We start from the raw sequence: 21144 nt of genomic DNA on the forward strand, positions 1-21144 counted from the left end.
TGAAACTCGTTCCCAAAATACAAATGCAGGATTAGTGAGAAGTTTGTTGAAATATATGTCTCTAATGATAAAGAACAGATCAACAAACATAGAGGTGATCTAATGCTCAAAACCCTTATCGTCGATGATGAAAAGCTTGTTCGAAAAGGAATCATTTCTATTTTTCCATGGAAGCAATATGAAATTGAAATTGTAGGCGAAGCGGCGAATGGAGAACTCGCTCTTGAAATATTGCATGAACATGCTGTAGATCTTATTTTTGTTGATTTGACAATGCCTATTATGGGTGGTCTTGAATTGATGAAAGAGATTGGAGAACGCTTTCCCAATACTTGGATGGTTGTGCTTACTTGCCATCAGGATTTCACCTATATTCAAGAAGCCCTGCGACTTGGTGCCATTGACTATATCATAAAGACACAACTTGACCAAGAAACGATAGAACATGCTCTAGAACGAATTACCTGCCGAATCTTCAAGGAAAAGCATAAGCGAATTCCCGCGCAAAGCAGCATACGTCATGAATCTGAAATTTGCGGTCATGTGCTTGTTAGCGAGAACAAATCCGAACAATTCCCTTTAGAATTTATAGAGCCAGAATTGGTAATCCAAATAGATAACGGTGTGTGGTTTATCTCTTCTATGAAACAAAGCGATTCATACGTTCAAGCGCAATCCTGTATATCCTGGCAAACGAATTCGATCTGGCTGGATGTGGAGGGAAGGAATCCGCAATCGACGCCGTTTTTTTATGATCGACTTCGAGTGATCGTGCCATTCATTTCATATTATCACTTCGAGGCCGGTCAAAAGATAGGAAGGCTTTCTGTGAACACGATATCTGAGTTTCAGTTGAGTACAGATGAAGAGTGGCGGTTGGTGGAAGATCAGTGGCTCGATATGCGTTGGATCTATGATGATAATCATTTTGACGGATTACTCAAAAAAATGGTACATGCCATGCACGAGCCGAATAAAGTACATAACTTGATGAATGGATTATGGACCCCTTGGCTTGAAATCGTAAAGAGCGAACTTATTCGAAACCGCTTACAAGACAACAATCCATTTCTACGTTGGACGGTTTGGGTAGATTGGTTGAAAGAGACTAGAACAGCCATACGGAATGAACTGAAGCGACATTCGTATGGCGTGGAAATGATTGTAAATCTGGTGAAAGCGATTCGCTATATCCAACAAACAAACGACTACTCCTTTGGCCGGGATGAATTGGCAGCCAAGTATTTAATGAGCGGGAGTTACTTCAGCCAAATCTTTAAAGAAATGGTGAGGGAGCCCTATGGCGAATATTTAAAAGAAATACGTCTGCGCAAAGCTGTCGATTATTTACACGAAACGAATCTCCCTATTTATCAAATCGCCGAACAAACTGGTTTTCAGGATGAAAAATATTTCAGCAAAGTATTTCGCCATCTCTATGGAATCAACCCGAACGATTATCGCAAACAACGGATTTCAATAAGCGAGGAAAAAGTATGAATCGTCCATTTAGCCTTCTTCCACCTACCTATACCTTAAAATCACGAATGATCATCATCTTAATGTTAAGTACATTGATTCCCTTATTATTATTAGGTGCCGTTTCCATTGTCTCTTTTAAAAAAAGTACCAACAATAAAATCGAATCGGGTTTGTTTAATGTGTTGAAGCTGACAAGTGCTAGCCTCCAAAGCACGCTCAACAATATGGATTACGCTTCGTTACAGCTTACGAATGAAGGCAGTGTGGGGCAGAAGTTATTAAGTTATTTATCGATGGACAGCAGTTATCAAAAATTAGAGCTTAGTCAGGCCATACAAAGTAATCTGAACCTGGTAAACTTTACGAACCCTGATCTCGGTGTAATTTTGTACCGCTTGTCCAAAAAAAACGAAATTCCGTTTCAAAATTTGGTGATTCGCCCTGACGCTGATTTCTCTAATCTACCTTTACTTGCGAAGTGGAAGGGCGGCGTTTTTTCAGGCCCGCATCGCACACTTTATCGTTATGGGGAGAACCAAGTTTTTTCGTTGCTGAGGCCAGTCTATAATCCGAACAATTTTGATGAAACGAATCAAGCCTACATTTATATTGAGACGAATCTGAAATTGCTTGAAAATATTTTGAACAAGCAGCAGTATGGCATGCCCGCATCCAATGTGTTGATCAATGATGAAGGCATAATTGTTTACAGCGATGCTGTGGAGTCCTATAAGCCCGGCATGCGTTTTGAAGTTGAATCCTCTACAGGTACATTTAAGACTGTCAAAGCTAATACCTATATTTTCGGACAGCGTAATGAGCAAGGCTGGAGTCTGCTCGCGGTCATCAATAAAAAGGATTATGAGAATGAGTTCTATGCATGGCTTGTGAGATTCACATTAATCGTATGCACAAGTTTGTTGTTCAGCTTGATATTTGCTTACGTATTATGGGGAATGGTGTATCGTCCATTAAAGAGAGTGGGCAAGCAAATCGACCTGCTGGCGGATGAGCGATTCGATTCGACCGTTGCGTATACGAACATAGCTGAATTTGATGCGCTGACGCACAAATCATTTCAAATGAGAAATCGAATCCAAGAATTGATCACCGACGTGGAACAGCGTGAAGCGAATAAGCGTAAGCTGGAGGTTGAGAAACTGCTCTACCAGATTAATCCCCATTTCATTCACAATACATTGAATACGATTCAATGGCTGGCCAAAATGAACGGACAAACCGAAATCGACCGGCTTGTTTCTGTTTTCACCCGTGTACTCAATTACAACCTTGGGAAAAAGGGGGAAATCGTACCGTTCCAGGTTGAACTTGAGGCCTTACAAGATTATGTAACTTTACAGAGGATTCGATATGATTATGATTTTCAAGTTTTGTGCGAAATTGATGAAGGATTGAAGGGGATCGAAATTCCACGATTTATTCTTCAGCCCATTGTGGAGAATGCGATTTATCATGGACTCCATGATGATTACGGCAAGATCACAGTCAGCATCCGAAGGAGTAACGAGCATACCGTGCTCGTTGAGGTTAAGGATAATGGGCGAGGAATGACCCCGGAAGAAATTTCAAGAGTGATGATGGAAGAAAAAAATCCATTAAAGGAATCAGGATTAGGCATCGGTCTCGATTATGTCAAACGAATGATGGAAACGTATTACGGTGATCATAGCAGATTTACTATTGAAAGCTTGAAAGGACAGGGTACTGTTGTCACATTAACCATGCCACTACGAAGGCCAAGGTATGAAAATGGTCAGAACGAGTAAGAAAACGGTCTAAACGATCCCGCTGTTTATTGAAAAGACGAAATTCCTCCTGAGAACACCACAATTCTCTCACGGATCATTTCCGCTTACTGCTATGCTTAAGCAGTAGTTCACATTCATTCAGATATATCCAGGGGAGGCAAAGGAAATGTCAAAGAAAAGGTCCGTGTTAGTCTTGGCTTCGTTAATGTTAATTGTTAGCGCTTGCAGCGAGACGAAGACTGAGGTTGCGCCTTCTAGTTCAGCAGCTTCTAGCAAAGCTTCGACCGCGCCTAGTGCAGCTTCAGTAGGTCCATACGTCAAATATGATCAGCCTGTTACCCTCAACCTCGCTAAAGCATACGTCACCAAAGATTTAAAGCTTCCGAATGGCGATACAGTAGGAAACAATGAGTATTTTCGTTACGTGGAGAAAAAACTAAATGTAAAGGTTAACTTATCTTGGCAAGTAGAGACCCCTGAAGCCTATGATCAGAAGATTGGCGTGTCAATCGCAGGCCGTGATTTACCGGATGCCTTTCTTGTAAACGAGTCGCAATTGAAGCAGCTTGTAGCAGCCAACCTTATAGAAGATCTTACAAATGTTTATAAAGATAATGCGAATGATTATATCAAAGGGTTATATAAATCCTATGATAATCGTGTTCTGGGACGGGCAACGTTTAATGGAAAGCTAATGGCTCTTCCTAATACTCAGATCGGTCAGCAATTTAACATTACCTGGATCCGCCAGGATTGGCTAGACAAATATGGTTTGAAGGCGCCTCAATCGCTCGATGATTTGGTGAACATCGCCAAAACATTTGTTGATAAGAATGCTAGCGGTAAAGGTACGATTGGCTTTACAGGTATTCCAACACTTGCGGGCTGGAATGCCACACACGGCTTCGACCCGATTTTCGGGGCGATGAATGCCTACAAGGGTCAATGGCTCAAAGATGCTTCTGGCAAGGTCACATACAGCTCAACATTGCCTGAGATGAAAACAGCGTTAGGCAAGCTGCACGACCTTTATGCTCAGGGCATTATCGACAAAGAATTTGCACTGCGTAAAGATCCGAACGAAGTAGTGGCCAACAACAAGGTAGGCATTGTTTTTGGTCCATGGTGGAGCCCTTATTGGCCGCTGCCAGATTCCTTGAAGAATGATCCTTCGGCGGAATGGAAGCCGTTCCTTGCGCCAATTGATACGAAAGGTAAATTTAATACCGCAGATCAAGATCCGACGAGTAGTTTCCTTGTTGTACGTAAGGGGTATGCGCATCCGGAAGCTGTTGTCAGGACGCTGAACGTGGAGTACGACGGAATTAGACAATTTGATCCAGGGGCGAAGGACATTTACAAGGATGTGCAGGGAGTCGGCGCTATGTGGGGACTGTGGCCATTTACGCTGCAAGTCGGTCCTGAAGATACGGTGTACCAATACGCTGCGGATATTACAAAGGCTGTAGATTCCAAAAATCCGTCTTCTTTAAATGCGGAATTGAAATCCATGTATGACGATGTGATGAAAAATAAGGAAAACCCTAAAAAGGACCTAAATGTATGGAGCAATGCAATCGCAAGGACAGATGGTTCCATTTTGATGGGCTCTGATAAAATCAATATGGTCAGAAATGTATTTTTCGGAAAAACGAAAACCATGGATCAGAAGTGGGCGACTTTGCAAAAGCTTGAAAATGAAACCTTCTTAAAGATCATTATGGGTGAAACACCGCTGGATAGCTTTGATTCTTTCGTCTCTCAATGGAACAGCCTTGGCGGTAAGGATATCATTAATGAAATTACGCAAGAAATGAACCACTAGAAATTGAAGGTCAGGGGAGCGCCAGCCTTTCGCATGGCGCTTCTCCTATATTCAGAATCGATTGGAGGTTTGGGTATGAGGTCGAGCAAATGGCTCATCACCTATCACTTAATGCTGCTGCCGGGAATGGTCTTCCTCATCCTGTTCAGCTTGATCCCGATGTTTGGGGCCGTCATTGCGTTCCAAAATTTTATTCCAGGCATTCCGATATTCAAGCAAGAGTGGATCGGCCTCGATAATTTCAAATTCATGCTTCAGATCCCGGACAGCCGAATTGTATTTCAAAACACCATTATTATAGCTTCCATGAAAATAATAGCTGGTCTCATTGTACCTGTTGCCTTCGCGCTGATCTTAAATGAGGTGCGAACGCGATGGTTTAAGCGATGGGTGCAAACGGTGGTATATTTGCCGCATTTTATATCTTGGGTCATTTTGTCGGGGATTTTGACAACCATGCTTTCCTTGGACGGGATTTTTAACCGAATATTAAGCCAGTTTGGAATTGATCCTATTCTTTTTTTGGCTAGTAACAGTTGGTTTCGCTACATTATCGTCGGAAGTGACGTTTGGAAGGAATTTGGCTTCAGCGCTATTGTGTACTTGGCGGCACTTGCGGGAATTAACCCCGCCTTGTATGAAGCGGCGGAAATCGATGGTGCCGGCAGATTAAGCAAACTGAGACATATAACGCTTCCCGGTATTTTGCCAACGATCATTTTGTTATCTACGCTAAGCTTAGGAAATATCTTAAATGCTGGTTTCGACCAAGTGTTTAACTTATATAACCCGCTTGTTTACAGCTCCGGTGACATTATCGATACCTACGTTTACCGGGTGGGGCTCGTTAATTTTCAGTATGGCTTGGCGACTTCCGTCGGATTATTGAAATCAGTAGTTGCTATCCTGTTGATCGCACTATCCTATAAGCTGGCGAGCAAATTTGCTAATTATCGAATCTTTTAGGGGGGAGGGATTATATGGTTCAGTCTAAGACATGGCTTAGCCGAAGCGCTGATTTTGGTAATTATTTAATATTGACACTCATTTTTTGTATGTCACTATTTCCACTTTGGTATACATTGGCTCTCTCTTTTAGCGATAAAGCCGCTGCGAATGCGGGAATCGTGTCTGTATGGCCGGTAGGATTCAATTTGTCCTCTTATCAGATCATCTTACAAGATCATAAATTTTTTCAAGCTTTCCTTGTGTCAGTGAAGCGAGTTGCGATCGGCGGAGCGATCAACTTTGTATTAACGGTTCTGATGGCGTATCCATTGTCAAAAGAATCGAAACTGTTTCCTGGGAGAAACATGTATATGTGGTTCTTGGTGTTTTGTATGCTTTTTTCAGGCGGGCTCATCCCTCTTTATATAACCGTAGCTGAGCTGCATCTGCTAAATTCCGTTTGGGCGCTAGTATTACCCGGGGCCGTACCGATTTTTAACGTCATTCTGATCATGAATTTTTTCAGAAATTTGCCTAAAGAGCTCTCTGAGGCAGCGGTTGTAGATGGAGCAGGACCTATTAACACGCTCTTGCGAATCTTTATTCCGATATCGCTTCCTGCCTTGGCAACAGTGACACTTTTCAGTATTGTCGGACATTGGAACTCCTTTTTTGACGGATTGATTTTTATGAATAAGCCGGAAAACTATCCGCTTCAGACGTATATTCAGCAGCTGGTGGTACGGATCGATCCGCAATTACTTAGCACTTTAACTACCGAAGAATTAATAAAATTATTTAAAGCTTCGGATAAAACGCTCAATTCCGCCAAGCTTATTGTGACGATGCTCCCACTATTGATCATTTATCCATTTTTGCAAAGATTTTTTATTCACGGAATCGTACTCGGATCTGTTAAAGAATAAATGAAGGATGGTTAAATTGATGACGACAGTTAAAAAAGTACACGTTATTTTCAAAACGCATCTGGATATCGGGTTTACCGATCTTGCGGCTAATGTGGTTGACAAGTACATGACGATGTTTATTCCGCAAGCCTTATCATTGTCTGAACGTATGGCAAGAGAAGAAGGACGGTCGAACTTTATTTGGACAGTCGGGTCTTGGTTGATCGAGGAATATTTGCAATCCGCGTCGGAAGAGCAGCGGATCCAAATGGAACAATCCATTCGTAGAGGGCATATTGCGTGGCACGGTCTCCCTTTTACAACACATACGGAATTGATGGATAAAACACTACTTGAATATGGCTTGTCGATCTCCATGAAGTTGGATCAACGATTTGGGAAGAAAACGATTGCCGCAAAAATGACAGATGTTCCAGGGCATTCAATTGCTATGGTGCCCATCTTGGCGAGAAATGGCATCCGTTATTTGCATGTGGGCGTAAATCCTTCAAGTAAGCCTCCGTCAGTTCCACAAGTGTTTATATGGCGTGCAAGCGATGGTTCGGAATTGATTGTGAATTACGCTGCGGATTACGGCCAACGGCTGGAAGTAGAAGGTCTTGAGGATGTGCTCTATTTTGCGCACACGGGAGATAATTGCGGTCCTTCATCAATAGAAGAAATAGAGAGGCTGTACAGCCGATTGCAAACTGATTATCCGAGTGCGGAAATTTCCGCGTCAACACTGGACGCCTTCGCTGAAAAGCTGCTGGCATGTAAGCATATGCTTCCGGTCGTCAGTGAGGAAATCGGTGATTCGTGGATCCATGGCATGGCTTCCGATCCGGTCAAAGTGGCACGCTACCGGGAACTGCTTCGATTAAGGGATAAATGGGTTGATATGGGTTCTCTAGATCCAAAAGGTGAAAGCTACGGCAAGTTTTGCAATCGTCTCATGTTGATCCCAGAGCATACTTGGGGGTTGGATGAGAAAACCTATTTGGCGGATTACGTCAATTACTCTGCTACGGATTTTACGGCGGCGAGATCGAAGGATCTAATTAGGAATGAAGAGCTTCAAGGCGCTTATGATGCGTTTAATCAACTTGGGCGTAAAGAGCGCAGCTATCGGCACTTTGAAAGCTCGTGGGAGGAGCAACGAGCATATCTGGATCAGGCGGTGTCAGCGCTTAGTTCGGAGTTGCAAATCGAAGCGAAGAAAGTGTTAGACAGCCTGAACCCTGTCAGTTCATATCATTCAAATGACATCGCAAGCATTGAAAATCTTGAAATGAACCGATGCTATACGTTTGGAAAATTTCACGTAAGCTTCGCTTCCGACGGTTCTATCGATCAACTGGTCGACACGAATGGGAAAGTATGGGCAAATGATGAAAATAGGTTAGCTGTCTACCGATACGAAACATTCGGCAAAGAAAACTACGACAACTATTTTAAAGAATATACAATTAACATGAAACAGCATTATTCTTGGGCGATTCCCGATCACGGCAAGCCCGGTATTGAATATGCAGAGCCAACTCCAGAACATAAGCAGTACCGTCCGATTTTAAGAAGCCTCCAAATGGAAAGAGGGGTTGATACTGACAAAGTATGGGCTCAATTAGAGATGCCGTCCGATGCTTGCATTCACTTTGGCGCACCTCATCAGCTCGCGATCGTATATACGTTCCATCATAACGATTGTAACATCGATGTGGAGTTGAACTGGATGGATAAACTGGCATGCCGTTTGCCGGAAGCAAGCTGGTTCTCGTTTGTCCCTTGCGTTGACAATCCGAATTTGTGGACCATGGATAAACTGGGCACACGTGTTTCACCATTATCCGTAGTTAAGAACGGCAATCGGAATATGCACGCTGTGAATACAGGACTTTATTATGAAGGATCGGATGGGGGCCTCATAATCGAGACGTTGGATGCTCCCATCGTATGTCCCGGTGAAAGAAGATTGTTGCAATTCAACAATACGTTCGCACCTCTGGAAGGTGGATTTCATTTTAATTTGCATAACAACGTATGGGGAACGAATTTTCGCATGTGGTTCGAGGAGAATATGAAATACCGCTTCCGATTATGGTTCAGATCTAACAGATAAGTGAGTTGCTAGCAGCAGGTGATAAAGAATAAATAAAGCGGCTCCGCTTGGCGGAGCCGCTTTATTTATCTACGGATTAAGTCGAAAAAATATCTATTTATTTTATATCCTAAATCGTGTATGATTTGTAATATAAAGATTTTGAAAACATATTACTATAAATCCCATTCAGATATTGAGGTGATTATTATGAAAAAGAGCCTAAGTCGCTATGTATTAACCGATGAAATTTATACGTTAATCAAAGAACGAATCCTTAACCATGAAATTGCTTCGGGTGGGAAGATCAATATTGATCAATTAGCCCGAGATCTAGAAGTCAGTAACATTCCTATTCGAGAAGCGCTCACGAGATTAACGGCAGAAGGCTTGGTCAATACGGTGCCTTTCAAAGGAATGTATGTGGCCGAAATGTCGCTGCAAGAGCTGGATGAAATGTTTGAAATTCGGATGGAGCTAGAAGGCTTGGCTATAAAGAAGGCCGCCCCTAGAATACCGCGGGATGCCATAGTGGAACTGGAGCGGGCCATGCAAAGCTGGTCTGACAGGAAACCGACGGAAAGCGACGAACAAATTCTTTTCATTGCCGAAATGAACGAAAGCTTGCATGGTTTAATTCTGGCATACAGTGACAACCAATCGTTAAATCAACTTATCCATTTATATATAGAAAAAATTCAGAGATATTTATCATTCATCCATAAAGGAATCGATCAGAAAGTGATTGAAGATGAATGGCAGGAGCATATGCTGGTTGTAAAAGAGTTGACGTCTGGCAATTTTGAAGCTGCAGAAGAAGCTTTACTTCAGCATTTAAAACATTCGCATATTCGGACTAGAAACTTTTTTCTATAATTTTTTTTTGAAATAAATCATACACGATATATGATAATCGAGAGGGGGCAACGTAAATGAATTTAGAAGGAAAAACAGCGATCGTAACGGGCGGCGGATCGGGTATCGGCGAAGCGATTGTCCGATTGTTCACAGCCCAAGGTGCAGCGGTTATCATAGCGGACTGGAATGAAAAGGAATCAGCGCGGTTGGCGGATGAGTTAACCTCTTCCGGACTTCAAGCCGTGGCGGTGAAAGTCGATGTTTCTAAAGATGCGGATGTCCAATCACTTATCCAAGAAACCGTAGAACGATTTGGAAAGCTGGATATTCTCGTCAATAATGCAGCTGTCATTTTGCCTAAGTTCTTAGAGGACGTGGAGGAAGGAGAGTGGGATCGTCTCCTCAACATAAATTTGAAGAGTGTGTACCTAACGGTCAAACATTCGCTGCCTTATTTAAGAAAAACGAGAGGATCGATCGTCAACATGGCCTCCCTCAACGGCTTGGTTGGACAAAAGATGAATCCCGTTTATGCCGCAACGAAAGGCGGAGTCGTCGCCATGACGAAGGCATTAGCACTCGACTATGCACCGGATGGCATCAGAGTGAATTGTATCTGTCCAGCCGGGGTCTCGACTCCCCTACTACAGCAATGGATTCAAGACCAAGATGATCCGACCGCAACAGTTCAGCTTTTGAATGATATGCATCCCATTGGCCGACCAGCAACCTCGGAAGAAATTGCTCAAGCTGCGTTGTTCCTAGCTACCGCTCAATCCGGTTTCATTACAGGCGTTGCTCTCCCCGTAGATGGCGGAGCTTCACTTGGTTATTAATACATGGTAAATACACATACAATAGGGAGATGTTTCAGATGAAAATTACAAAAGTCGAAAGTTTTGTTTTGCACGTGCCGATTACACCACCAATTACAGATGCAATCAATATCGCAACTCACTGGGGATTAGCTGGTGTTCGCATCTTTACGGATGAGGGCTTTGTTGGATACGGTTATACAGGCACTTGTGCCCATGGTGATGATATGATCGTCGATACGATCGATAAATACTACGCGCCACTTCTAATTGGCAAAGATCCGTTTATGGTCAGAGAGCTATGGAATGACATGCGTTTTGGTAAAATGCACTGGATTGGCCGTTCCGGCGTTACACACATGGCGCTTGCAGCAGTGGATATCGCGATCTGGGATATCATGGCGAAATCTTGTAATAAGCCGCTATGGCAGTTCCTTGGCGGTGCTAAATCGGAACCGATTAAAGCCTATAATACGAATGGCGGCTGGTTGAACTGGTCGGAAGAGCGTTTGGTTAAAGATTGTGCTGAAATTGTAGAGTCAGGCTTCACGGGTGTTAAAATCAAAGTCGGTAAACCGGATTCACGTGAGGATTATGCTCGTTGTAAGGCAGTACGTAAGGCGATCGGCGACGATGTGATTTTCATGATTGACGTCAATCAACAGTGGAATATCAATACCGCAATGACATGGGGCAAAAAGCTTGAAGAGTTCGATTTATTCTGGTTGGAAGAGCCACTGAATCCAGATGACATTATGGGTCACAAAAAGCTGGCGGACGAGTTAAATGTTCCGATTGCTTTAGGCGAGCACGTGTATAACAAATACGCGTTCAGAGACTATATTCACCAAGGTGCCATCGAATATTGTCAAGTTGACGTAACGCGTGTCGGTGGTATTACGGAATGGCTGCAAGTGGCAGGCCTCGCTGCTTCCTATGATGTGCCAATTTGCCCGCATGTAGGCGATATGGGTCAAATTCATTTACACCTTGTCGCATCTACGCCAGGCGCTATTATGCTGGAGTACATCCCATGGATTCGTCATATTTTTGAGGAGCCGGCTACAGTGGTTAATGGGCACTATGTACTACCTCAAATGCCAGGTGCTTCGACGACGATTCTCCCTAAGTATTTCCAGGAATATCGGGTTAGATAGGCTAACGATATCCATATAGGAGGCTAGCATGGTAAAAATAGATGCGCATCAACATGTTTGGAATCTGGAAAAGGTTGCTTACCCCTGGATGGATCCGGCTTTCGGGCCAATTTGCCGCAATTTTGAAGCAGATGAATTAGAACCTTTGGTAAAGCTGGCAGGCATCCATAAAACGGTTATTGTGCAAGCCATGAACTCTTATGAAGATACAGCCTATATGTTGAATGTAGCTGCAGAAAGGGAATGGGTGGGTGCCGTCGTTGGATGGGTGCCCCTCAACATTCCTCAAGTAGCAGATATCAAACTTAGTGAATACGCGAAGAATCCGTATTTCAAAGGGGTTCGCCATCTGATTCACGAGGAGAAGGATTCGGATTGGGTCATTCGTGATTCGGTGATCGAAGGGCTCAAGGTTCTAGCCTCATATGGCATGACATTCGATGTGGTAGGGGTGTTTCCGAATCATCTGAAGCATATCCCGTATTTGGCTAAGAAAGTACCTAATCTAAAGATCGTGATTGATCATTTCGCCAAGCCGCCAATCAAGGAAAAGCAAATGGGAGCTTGGGCGGATGAGTTCGCTGCGGCAGCACAGTGCCCCAATGTTTATGCGAAAGTCTCAGGATTAAATACGGCGGCCGATGCGGACACATGGAGTGCGGATGATTTGAAGCCTTATATTGATTACGCATTGCGGCATTTTGGTGCTGAAAGGCTGATGTTCGGCAGCGATTGGCCAGTGGCCAACCTAGCGGGTAATTATGAGAAAGTCTGGGCCGAAACCAATCTAGCAATTGCCGACTATACGGAGCAAGAAAGATTAGCCATTCTAGGTGGAACGGCGGCACGTTTCTATAATATTCAAGAATAATTGACGCGAGGTGATTCATTGTGCAGCGCTATGGAAGTGTGATCAAAGTGAGGCCAGACAAGCTGGAAGAGTACAAAGAGCTTCATGCTAATGTATGGCCGGACGTACTGAAGATGATCACGGCATGCAACATCCGCAATTATTCGATTTATTATAAAGACGGTTATCTATTTAGTTATTTCGAATATGTCGGCGAAGATTTCGAGCAGGATATGGCGTTAATGGCAGCAGATGCTATCACGCAGAAATGGTGGGAGCTATGCAACCCATGCCAGGAACCGCTGGAAACGCGGCGTGATGGCGAGTGGTGGGCGTCTATGGAGGAAGTGTTTCACAATGATTAGTAGAAGGATAGCCCCAATGAAAGTATTGGGGCTATCCTTTGTTTCGCTTAGGGCAAATAGTTGAATAACCATTAAAGGAATTTGTTATTGGTTCGCGAATAATTGAATATCTTTTATTATCAAACCTGAAATTAGGGAGGGAACATGAGAGTTTATAAAATTATTTTTATCCTATTATGTATCTCCCTTGTTATTTCTGGATGTAAAAGCAAGACAATTGAGGAAGAGTTTTATAAAACACATCATAAAGAAGGACAGGAAATCATTTACCAAGGCTCCGTAATGAAAAGAACATTCATTTTATATAAAGCCCCTTTTGATAGTGGAAATATGGGTATTGGCTTGGCAGTATTTGAAGGTGATGAAGATAAAGGATGGAAGCTGAGTTCATCAAATGCTATGTATAATGACACTAACTTGTTAATCGATCAATCAGGAGTTACCTTTAATGATAATGTTAGAAGGCATATCCTATATGGTTTTATTAATGATCCTGAAATAAATAAAATTGAAATCATCGATAAAAACAATCAAGTTATTGAGGCTACTATTATTCAGACGAATTGGAAGCGAGTGTATTTCGGATTAGTTGAAATGAATGAATTGCGAATGAAGGCTTATGACAAGAACAATAAAATCCTGTTGGAAGTACCGTACAAGAACTAACTGGATTCAGCAAACATAGCAAAAACCAAGAGGGTATCCCAAAAGCCATGCAAATGGCGTATCTCGCTAACGGACACAGTGGACATTATTTGCTTCAAATCAGTGGTTTTGAAATTCTAACGGACATAGACGCCTCTATTCTCCCGTATTCAGCCATCCATCGAGAAATAAGGCCCAATTAGCGGCTGTAGCGTCCGTTAGATTCTGAAAAGCTCTAATTCGACCAAAATAACGGCATCCATGTCCGTTAGATTTTCAAATACCGTCTTTTTCGGGGATTAACGTCGCTCCAGTCCGGTAGCTGGGAAATATCCTTGTATGTATATTTATTTGACCACAACACGAACACGGCATATATTCAACACTTGCGTATACAAGTATTTACTACTGTCTTCCCTATTTGACACCGCACGCAATACGGGATAGTATGTGCTGGGAGTTCGACCTCGGCCTTGAAGCTGATCGATTCGCCAATAGAAACTTCTGCACGGTCACCGTCTCCCACTTTCAATGTTAGTGGGAAAAGGAAAAGCCGATGTGACCTGCTTCTTGGTCTTACCGGCTATTTTCGTCTCGAAATGGTTGAGATATGGCCAAGCAAGGAATGCTGACGACAATTAATACTTCATAACACCAATCAATTCCATCTTGTCATTATAAGCCAATACGTACCAAGGTTCTGACGCGGATTCAGGATTTACATGAATGTCTATTTCCCAAGGAGCCTCATAACTAGCGCCTAGAAACTGATTGCCTTGGTAAATGGCGATGGCAAATGGGGCCTTACCCTGTTCATTTTCAAGCTTAGGATAGACAATTACGGTTTGTTTCCCCGTAGGTAGTGAATGGCCTAAGACTGGCGTATAGCGGTATTGAATGGGATCCACTCCTGGCTCGACTTTGCTTAAAAACCAATCCGATGCGATCAGTCTTTGATAAAACCCGTCCATGAATGGATTCTCCCCGATATCGTAAACATAATTCCCGTTCGTACGAACCGCTTGAGCTCGGCTGAAGTTAAAGTATGTGATCGCTTTGACCTGAGGAAACAATCGCGGCAGCAGTCCGTACATGTACCCCAACTGGTCTTCTGCCCAGCTCCAGTAAGCATTGTTAGTGGGCAAATACGTGTGAGCAACTGCGCCCTCTGAAATCATAATAGGTTTATGACTATAATGGTCGTAGAGCGGAGCGAAGGTATCGATCACGGTACCCTGTAGCTGTTCTTTACCTGATGAGAAGGGGGTGCTATACAGTGAGAAACCAACCCAGTCCACGTAGGAGTCCCCTGGATAGTAGTCATCTATCGTATCTGGAGGCCAGAAATTAGGTGACCACACCATAGCTACATTAGGCGCTTCTTCGGCCATGATGTCGTGTATAAGGCGGAATTTCTCTATATATTTCTGAGGCTCTCCATGCCATGGCACCCATTCTCCGTTCATCTCCGAAGCATAGCGTAGGAAGATTGGAATGCCGGAGGCTTTGGCTTCTCTTGCGAAACGGCGGACGTATTCGTCATCTTTCACGTCGTCTAAGCCAAAGCGCGGTTCCCAACCGATCTGGAGTGCACCGCCAAGCTCCTTCACTCTTTCGGCTGTCCGTGCGGGGAAATAAGTGTTCGTGTCGGTTTGCAGCTTACGCCACCCGACATAAGACAAGTATAGAGCGTGCTTGCGTCCGTAAACGTCTTCGATTTTATTAACATCATAACCGACTCTGCGATCTGCCCCGAGCATACCGATATAAACCCCCGATGCCGGCTCATGTTTGGCTAGAGAGGATGACGCAGAAATATCAGTTGCAGAAGTTTCTACCGATTCGGCCGTCAAGGGAGCACGGAAATAAAGCTCCATATTTACTGAAGAAGTTTGATTGCTAGTGGAAGTAGGTGTAGATATCGAAGGAAGTCCAGCTGCGTGTACAGCGATCCGGTCTCGATATGCAGCTGCGGCCTCCAGATGTCCTGCTTGCGCGGATTTCTTCTCTTGGTTGTTCCAAAAAGTTAGGATATCCGGCTGTTTAGGCCGTTCAGGAGACGAAGTAACAGTAGGCTGAGTCAGTACGGCAACCGTATCAGACTGATTGTGCTCGAGCTGATCTCCTTCACCACTCATGAATAGTGTAGTAATCACGAGGCAACTCGCCAAGCCGAGAAGGGCTCCCAATGTCCAAATAGCCTTTTTTAGCATGATCCAAGTTCCTCTCACAGGGGATTAACATTCATTGTATTCCCAAGCCTACAAGATGGTCAATGGAGGACAAGAGGCTGTCTCATACATGAGACAACCTGTTTTTGTTGACCTTTTTTAAGTATAACGCTTCTCTTTTTGACGGAACCGACCTGGTGGAACCTTTTTCTCCATTTGAAAAGTACGAGAAAAATAATGCACCGAAGAGAAGCCGGTCATTTCGGCGATTTCTTTAATAGGCAGTTCACTGCTAAGCAAGAGATGGGCAGCTTGGCGGATACGTTCGCTGCGGATGAAATTGGTGAAATTTTCATGGATCCCCTCTGCAAATAAGCGAGAGAGATGACGTTCCGATACGTTCAGATAGGTGGCAACGTCTTTAAGCTGGAGTGCTTGAGAGAGGTTATCGCGAATATAGAGCTTGGCACGTTTCATCAAGACATGCGTGTTTGTATGGCGGCTCATGGTATTCTTCGGCAACAATCCGAATACGGCTGGAAGCGAAACTAGCAAGGCGTAAGCAACGGAATGAATCGCGATGTAGGGTAGACTCCCATGTCCTTCTCGTAATAGAAGGGATCGCCACAACTGCACAATGGGCTGATCCTCAGACACGTATAGGCAAATATCGCCATGTTCAGCAAGTTCATTGAAGGCGATCTTCATCGAATCCTCACTCAAAGTTTCATCTAGCTCGAAGCCGATATAGACAATGTGCAGCCCTTTGTCAGTACGGATTTGGTGTATAATGCCAGGCTTTGAACAAAAAATAGTACCAGCGCGGAGCGGATAGATGCGATCATCCTCTGCATATTCTCCTTCTCCATCCAAAATGTAACAAATCTCGAAGAAAGAATGCTTATGGGGCTGATTCTCACCCATACAGGGCTCCCCCCCCCAATAATGAACTTGAAAACAAGCATCAGCTCCTTGGATAACGCTTACATCTCCATTGAGCATGGCTTTGGTTTCTTTGTGAAGATACATGGGCTTCACCTTCTTAAGAGAAATGTTGGCGTTAAAGTACAAAAAAATGTCCTCTGTTGAAAAAGAAAATAATGACGATACTTCCTATAATTATAGATAGAAAGTGGCTTCATGATCAACTGCCAAACGGAGGGATAAACAATGATTCAATCAAAGGATGTCGATTTTTACAAAGAGAACGGGTATTTACTTGTAAAGGGTGTTTTCAATGAAGTGGAAGTTGCCCAAATGAGACAGGCTGTTGAACACATTATTACACGCGCAGCTCAAGCGAAAGCAGATCGTAACGATGTTTGGCAAGGGGATTATCTTCCGGCAGAGGAGTTGAAGAAGCTCGTTCTCAAAGGCTTTCATGATGTGCACTATCATGATGCGGCCTTCATGAGAGCCGTCATTCATCCTAATATGGTTGCTGTGCTAACACAAATTATAGGACCTAATGTTCAACTGCATCATACCAAGATGCTCGTCAAGCCACCTGAGAACGGCGCTGCATTCCCCATGCATCAGGACTATCCCTATTTCCCGCATGAAAAGCATACAATGCTCGCTGCAAGTATTCATCTTGACAATGCGGATATAGAAAATGGGTGTTTGCGAGTCATTCCAGGCTCTCATCTCGAGGGGAGCTTGCCGCATGTCGGCACCCACTATCTGAATCATAAGGAATATCCAATTCAGCTAGGAACACCGTGTGAGGCTGAGGCTGGCGATGTCTTGTTCTTTAATTATTTAACGATTCATGGCTCTTCCGCGAATAAGAGCGCTAGAACGAGAAGAAATGTATTGTTTCAATATCGGGAGGCAAGCGACTTTCCTTGCAATCAGGATCATTTTGATTGGGGCATGGGACTGATGGTAAGCGGTGAGAATCCTAATTTCAAGAAAGTGAAACCTAACTTCCAAATTATTAAGGAAACCTAAAGTTTTCTTTGGTAAAAACAGGTGTTGTTCTATGACTATCTACGTTAAAATAGGATGGTATATAGGCATTACCTGAGGAGGGATTTCGTGAATTGGTCGCGTAAAGAGTTAAAGAGCAGAGCGAAACAAGTATTACGAACGACGTACTGGAAAGCATTTCTTGTAAGTTTGATACTGGCATTTATAAGTGGCGGGTTTCCAAGTTGTTCGGGGAATTGGAATTTGAATGCGAATTCGAATCCAAACATGAACTTGTCCGATACGCATCTAGGATTCGGTGATGTGACGGATGGTGTAGGTGCGATCATTCTGATCGTGATCATTATTGTAGCGATATTGGCAGGCTTGGCAGCAATCGCTTTCAGCATTTTTGTAATTAATCCATTTAAGGTGAATATGCAGCAATATTTTAAACAAGCTTCACAGGGCGAAGCTGACTTAAATCACCTTTTATATGCGTTCAAAAAAGGGAGATATGTAAGTGTCGTCGCATCTATGTTCTGGAGTGCTTTACTTAATTTCTTGTGGTTCTTATTGTTCATCATCCCAGGATTTGTGAAGACATATGCGTACAGTATGGTTCCGTATATTCTGGGTGATAATCCTACAATCGGTAGGAAAAGAGCCGTTCAGCTCAGCAATCAGATGACTCGCGGATATAAATGGCGGATGTTTGTCCTGGATCTCTCCTTTATTGGTTGGTTTCTACTCGGTGCCTTAGCACTTGGCGTTGGCGTGTTGTTCGTATTACCGTATTATAATACGACGAAAGCAGAATTATATTTGGTTTTGCGACAGCAAGCCTTGCATGAGGGTCTGAGTGACCCGAAAGAATTAAATCTACCCATTTTATAAGGAGCTGATTGTTTTGTCTGTCCCAGTGATGGTAAGTAATGCGCAAGTAACCACAGCTAATTCGAAGCATTCGATTACGATGATCATGGGGATGTGGCTAATCATTGGCTTGTTTATTGATGGGTTCGCCCATAACCATGGTGCGGTCGAAACCTTTTTTACGCCGTGGCACGCGATTCTTTACTCCGGGTACTTGGCTTGTGCGGTGTGGATTTTTATGATGATTCGCTCAAACAAAATCAGCAGCCAATCACCCACTTGGATCGCGGCGATCCCCGTAGGCTACAAGCTTGGGGTAGCAGGGGTTGTCCTCTTCTTTATAGGTGGGCTAGGCGATATGTACTGGCATACCGTCTTCGGCATTGAGGTTAATATTGAAGCCCTGCTAAGCCCGACACATCTCCTTTTGCTTGCGGGTGCCCTCTTAATTCTGACAAGTCCCTATCGTGCCATCAGCGCTGTTGAAAAGGGTGCTGCTCCGACGTTTCGCCAATTGTTACCGGCGTTAACTTCGATTGGATTAACCTTTACAGTGTTCGCTTTCTTCCTGATGTACGCATGGTCTTTTCGTCAGCACTTATGGATGGCTAGGGATTATGATGCGATCGCAAGAGCCGTCGTAGATTTCATGCTGACAACGATGATTCTTGTGATTCCGTTGATGTTTGTACTGCGGAGATGGAAACTCCCATTCGGCACGGTTACATTCTTCTTTCTGTTTGAATCGATTTTCTTAGCGGTCTTGGATGGATTTAGAGATTATGGATCGATTATCATTCTGCTCATAAGCGGCGTGATCGGTGATGTGTTGTTTCGCGGGATCAAAGAGAGGGAAGTGACAGACTGGCGATATAAGGCTGTGTTCTTTGTTCTACCTATCTTGATTTGGGGGCTGTATTTCGCCAATTTGAAATTATTCCATACCTTGGACTGGTCTCCTGAGCTGTGGGGCGGCTCGATTTTCCTGTGTGCGCTGTCCTCGCTTGGATTAAGTATTCTTGCAGCACCGGTTACTTCCAGTCCAAGCGAATGAAAGTGAAGTCGCTGCCCATTCTCTGCTTCATTGTCTTGCTATCGGCTTGCGGCTCGTCAACCACTACGACGATTGATATGTCCGATATGTCGAGCATGACGATGACGCCGTCATCCGTCACCCATCCACACACCAGTGATGCTCTTGCCCATTTCTCGGTGGATTCACCGAATTACTTACCGAATGAGCTATCGAACGTCACGATTCTGGTTCAAAATAAATGGAATCGGCCCATCGAGAAATTCGATGTGATGCACGAGAAGCTCATGCACCTCATCGTGGTCAGTAAGGATTTGTCCTACTTCGAACATTTACATCCAACCTATGCGGGTGCCGGGCGATTCGACGTCCAAACGTCGTTTCCGGCAGGCGGGTATTATCAGCTATTTGCTGATTTCACGCCAACCGACTTAGGGGAAACGGTTCAGTCCCATTGGGTGACCATTCATGGGAAGGCATCGAAGGCAACTAAGCTGCAACCCGACAAAAGCTTAACCAAACAGGTAGGTGACAAGGAAGTCACCTTGGCTTTCGATCATCTCATGGCTGGTATGACGCTGGACATGGTATTCACGTTTAAGCAGGGAGTTGCGAAAACACCTGTTACGGACCTGCAGCCGTATTTGGGAAGCGTAGGGCATGTCGTTGCGATCAGTGAGGATGGAAAAGAATATGTCCACGTGCATCCGACTGATCCTGCAGCTACATCCGGCCCTACCGCGGCGTTCAAAATTCTGTTCCCCAAAAAAGGGATCTACAAAATTTGGGGCCAGTTTCAGCAAAACAACGAAGTCTTCATCGTTCCATATGTGATTCATGTGAATTTGTAATATAAAAGAAATATAGTAGACATCTGTCATACATGTTAATCGATTATAATAAAAGACGACCCCCTTTTAAAATATAAACCTTAAGACCCGCAGCCCGTTGCTGTGGGTCTCTTTTTGGTCATTTATGGTACAATAGGCGATATAACCAGATTAGGAGTGAGAAGAATGACTGCACCCATGAATGAGCAGGAGCTTTTACAATTCATCATCAGTAAGTCGAAGGCAGATCCAAAGCAAATTGAGCTAGTTTTGAAGCATGAGAAAGCTTATATCGCCAAAGCCGGTGACGTAGATATCGACAGTGATGATTTGATCGATCATATCCTGAGCCGTCCTGACGTGAAGCTAAGCGAGCTTGCGGTGGATACGATCCTGGAAGCTGAAATGGAGTATTTAATGAAAAATGGCATGGCGGGCTATATCGACTAAGTCATCATAGGCATGGTAAGGACTGCCCTCACGTAGAGATCTCTATGTGGGGGTTGTTTTGTTTTAAATGGTAACTTAAAAGTTAATTAAATAACGCATATTGACTTTATTTTCGGGCGATTGCATAATGGAATCAGGGATTATTACCTTATT

Annotated in this window: 19 protein-coding genes; 17 read left to right on the forward strand and 2 right to left on the reverse strand. The window is 43.7% G+C overall.

The window, feature by feature from the left end; all coding sequences use genetic code 11:
* Positions 1-102: 102 nt before the first annotated feature.
* From AC58PQ_RS05815 to AC58PQ_RS05870, 12 genes are all read left to right on the forward strand, one after another.
* Positions 103-1500, forward strand: a complete 1398-nt coding sequence (locus tag AC58PQ_RS05815; RefSeq protein WP_497241012.1) for a response regulator transcription factor — start codon at positions 103-105, stop codon at positions 1498-1500.
* Positions 1497-3269 carry a sensor histidine kinase gene (locus AC58PQ_RS05820; RefSeq protein ID WP_497241013.1) on the forward strand — a complete coding sequence of 591 codons (1773 nt, stop codon included), beginning with the start codon at positions 1497-1499 and terminating at the stop codon, positions 3267-3269. The genes AC58PQ_RS05815 and AC58PQ_RS05820 overlap by 4 nt, the downstream gene beginning before the upstream one ends.
* Before the next feature lie 148 nt (positions 3270-3417).
* Positions 3418-5076 carry a type 2 periplasmic-binding domain-containing protein gene (locus tag AC58PQ_RS05825; RefSeq protein WP_497241014.1) on the forward strand — a complete coding sequence of 553 codons (1659 nt, stop codon included), beginning with the start codon at positions 3418-3420 and terminating at the stop codon, positions 5074-5076.
* A gap of 75 nt (positions 5077-5151) precedes the next feature.
* Positions 5152-6042: an ABC transporter permease gene (locus tag AC58PQ_RS05830; protein ID WP_497241015.1), complete on the forward strand. Its 891-nt coding sequence runs from the start codon at positions 5152-5154 to the stop codon at positions 6040-6042.
* A 14-nt stretch (positions 6043-6056) separates the two neighbouring features.
* On the forward strand, positions 6057-6950 hold the full coding sequence (locus AC58PQ_RS05835; RefSeq protein WP_497241016.1) for a carbohydrate ABC transporter permease: 894 nt from the start codon (positions 6057-6059) through the stop codon (positions 6948-6950).
* A gap of 19 nt (positions 6951-6969) precedes the next feature.
* Complete coding sequence (locus tag AC58PQ_RS05840; protein ID WP_497241017.1) at positions 6970-9051, forward strand: DUF5054 domain-containing protein; 2082 nt, start codon at positions 6970-6972, stop codon at positions 9049-9051.
* 189 nt (positions 9052-9240) lie between these two features.
* Positions 9241-9906: a GntR family transcriptional regulator gene (locus tag AC58PQ_RS05845; RefSeq protein ID WP_497241018.1), complete on the forward strand. Its 666-nt coding sequence runs from the start codon at positions 9241-9243 to the stop codon at positions 9904-9906.
* Positions 9907-9962: 56 nt separating this feature from the next.
* Positions 9963-10724 (forward strand): SDR family NAD(P)-dependent oxidoreductase, encoded by a 762-nt coding sequence (locus tag AC58PQ_RS05850; protein ID WP_497241019.1) that lies wholly within the window; start codon positions 9963-9965, stop codon positions 10722-10724.
* Positions 10725-10762: 38 nt separating this feature from the next.
* Positions 10763-11860 carry a mandelate racemase/muconate lactonizing enzyme family protein gene (locus tag AC58PQ_RS05855; protein ID WP_497241020.1) on the forward strand — a complete coding sequence of 366 codons (1098 nt, stop codon included), beginning with the start codon at positions 10763-10765 and terminating at the stop codon, positions 11858-11860.
* Positions 11861-11888: 28 nt separating this feature from the next.
* Complete coding sequence (locus tag AC58PQ_RS05860) at positions 11889-12731, forward strand: amidohydrolase family protein (protein ID WP_497241021.1); 843 nt, start codon at positions 11889-11891, stop codon at positions 12729-12731.
* Between the two features lie 20 nt (positions 12732-12751).
* On the forward strand, positions 12752-13075 hold the full coding sequence (locus AC58PQ_RS05865) for an L-rhamnose mutarotase (RefSeq protein ID WP_497241022.1): 324 nt from the start codon (positions 12752-12754) through the stop codon (positions 13073-13075).
* Positions 13076-13219: 144 nt separating this feature from the next.
* The gene (locus AC58PQ_RS05870) at positions 13220-13741 is read left to right on the forward strand and encodes an EexN family lipoprotein (protein ID WP_497241023.1); all 522 of its coding nucleotides are present in this window, start codon (positions 13220-13222) and stop codon (positions 13739-13741) included.
* 617 nt (positions 13742-14358) lie between these two features.
* Here the strand turns inward: AC58PQ_RS05870 and AC58PQ_RS05875 are convergent.
* Both AC58PQ_RS05875 and AC58PQ_RS05880 read right to left on the reverse strand, forming a co-directional pair.
* Positions 14359-15933: a glycoside hydrolase family 26 protein gene (locus tag AC58PQ_RS05875; RefSeq protein WP_497241024.1), complete on the reverse strand. Its 1575-nt coding sequence runs from the start codon at positions 15931-15933 to the stop codon at positions 14359-14361.
* Positions 15934-16050: 117 nt separating this feature from the next.
* Positions 16051-16815 (reverse strand): helix-turn-helix domain-containing protein, encoded by a 765-nt coding sequence (locus AC58PQ_RS05880; protein WP_497241025.1) that lies wholly within the window; start codon positions 16813-16815, stop codon positions 16051-16053.
* A 246-nt stretch (positions 16816-17061) separates the two neighbouring features.
* Between AC58PQ_RS05880 and AC58PQ_RS05885 the strand changes: the two genes are divergently transcribed.
* The 5 genes from AC58PQ_RS05885 to AC58PQ_RS05905 all read left to right on the forward strand — a co-directional run bounded on the left by AC58PQ_RS05885 (position 17062) and on the right by AC58PQ_RS05905 (position 20991).
* Entirely contained in the window at positions 17062-17844 is a 783-nt protein-coding gene (locus AC58PQ_RS05885; protein WP_497241026.1) for a phytanoyl-CoA dioxygenase family protein, read from the forward strand.
* Between the two features lie 87 nt (positions 17845-17931).
* Positions 17932-18699 carry a DUF975 family protein gene (locus AC58PQ_RS05890; protein ID WP_497241027.1) on the forward strand — a complete coding sequence of 256 codons (768 nt, stop codon included), beginning with the start codon at positions 17932-17934 and terminating at the stop codon, positions 18697-18699.
* A 13-nt stretch (positions 18700-18712) separates the two neighbouring features.
* On the forward strand, positions 18713-19732 hold the full coding sequence (locus tag AC58PQ_RS05895; protein ID WP_497241028.1) for a hypothetical protein: 1020 nt from the start codon (positions 18713-18715) through the stop codon (positions 19730-19732).
* Positions 19729-20562: a DUF8832 domain-containing protein gene (locus AC58PQ_RS05900; protein ID WP_497241029.1), complete on the forward strand. Its 834-nt coding sequence runs from the start codon at positions 19729-19731 to the stop codon at positions 20560-20562. Before AC58PQ_RS05895 ends, AC58PQ_RS05900 begins: the two co-directional genes overlap by 4 nt.
* A 165-nt stretch (positions 20563-20727) precedes the next feature.
* Positions 20728-20991 (forward strand): hypothetical protein, encoded by a 264-nt coding sequence (locus AC58PQ_RS05905; RefSeq protein WP_497241030.1) that lies wholly within the window; start codon positions 20728-20730, stop codon positions 20989-20991.
* Positions 20992-21144 lie beyond the last annotated feature (153 nt).

This window comes from Paenibacillus sp. J22P143, assembly GCF_059692035.1.

Bases quoted from the DNA above. Each gene is read 5' to 3' on its own strand.
- AC58PQ_RS05830 (WP_497241015.1), top strand. From the start codon at position 5,152: ATGAGGTCGAGCAAATGGCTCATCACCTATCACTTAATGCTGCTGCCG.
- AC58PQ_RS05860 (WP_497241021.1), top strand. From the start codon at position 11,889: ATGGTAAAAATAGATGCGCATCAACATGTTTGGAATCTGGAAAAGGTT.
- AC58PQ_RS05850 (WP_497241019.1), top strand. From the start codon at position 9,963: ATGAATTTAGAAGGAAAAACAGCGATCGTAACGGGCGGCGGATCGGGT.
- AC58PQ_RS05815 (WP_497241012.1), top strand. From the start codon at position 103: ATGCTCAAAACCCTTATCGTCGATGATGAAAAGCTTGTTCGAAAAGGA.
- AC58PQ_RS05840 (WP_497241017.1), top strand. From the start codon at position 6,970: ATGACGACAGTTAAAAAAGTACACGTTATTTTCAAAACGCATCTGGAT.
- AC58PQ_RS05875 (WP_497241024.1), bottom strand. From the start codon at position 15,933: ATGCTAAAAAAGGCTATTTGGACATTGGGAGCCCTTCTCGGCTTGGCG.
- AC58PQ_RS05820 (WP_497241013.1), top strand. From the start codon at position 1,497: ATGAATCGTCCATTTAGCCTTCTTCCACCTACCTATACCTTAAAATCA.
- AC58PQ_RS05905 (WP_497241030.1), top strand. From the start codon at position 20,728: ATGACTGCACCCATGAATGAGCAGGAGCTTTTACAATTCATCATCAGT.
- AC58PQ_RS05885 (WP_497241026.1), top strand. From the start codon at position 17,062: ATGATTCAATCAAAGGATGTCGATTTTTACAAAGAGAACGGGTATTTA.
- AC58PQ_RS05880 (WP_497241025.1), bottom strand. From the start codon at position 16,815: ATGGGTGAGAATCAGCCCCATAAGCATTCTTTCTTCGAGATTTGTTAC.
- AC58PQ_RS05900 (WP_497241029.1), top strand. From the start codon at position 19,729: ATGAAAGTGAAGTCGCTGCCCATTCTCTGCTTCATTGTCTTGCTATCG.
- AC58PQ_RS05835 (WP_497241016.1), top strand. From the start codon at position 6,057: ATGGTTCAGTCTAAGACATGGCTTAGCCGAAGCGCTGATTTTGGTAAT.
- AC58PQ_RS05855 (WP_497241020.1), top strand. From the start codon at position 10,763: ATGAAAATTACAAAAGTCGAAAGTTTTGTTTTGCACGTGCCGATTACA.
- AC58PQ_RS05870 (WP_497241023.1), top strand. From the start codon at position 13,220: ATGAGAGTTTATAAAATTATTTTTATCCTATTATGTATCTCCCTTGTT.
- AC58PQ_RS05825 (WP_497241014.1), top strand. From the start codon at position 3,418: ATGTCAAAGAAAAGGTCCGTGTTAGTCTTGGCTTCGTTAATGTTAATT.
- AC58PQ_RS05845 (WP_497241018.1), top strand. From the start codon at position 9,241: ATGAAAAAGAGCCTAAGTCGCTATGTATTAACCGATGAAATTTATACG.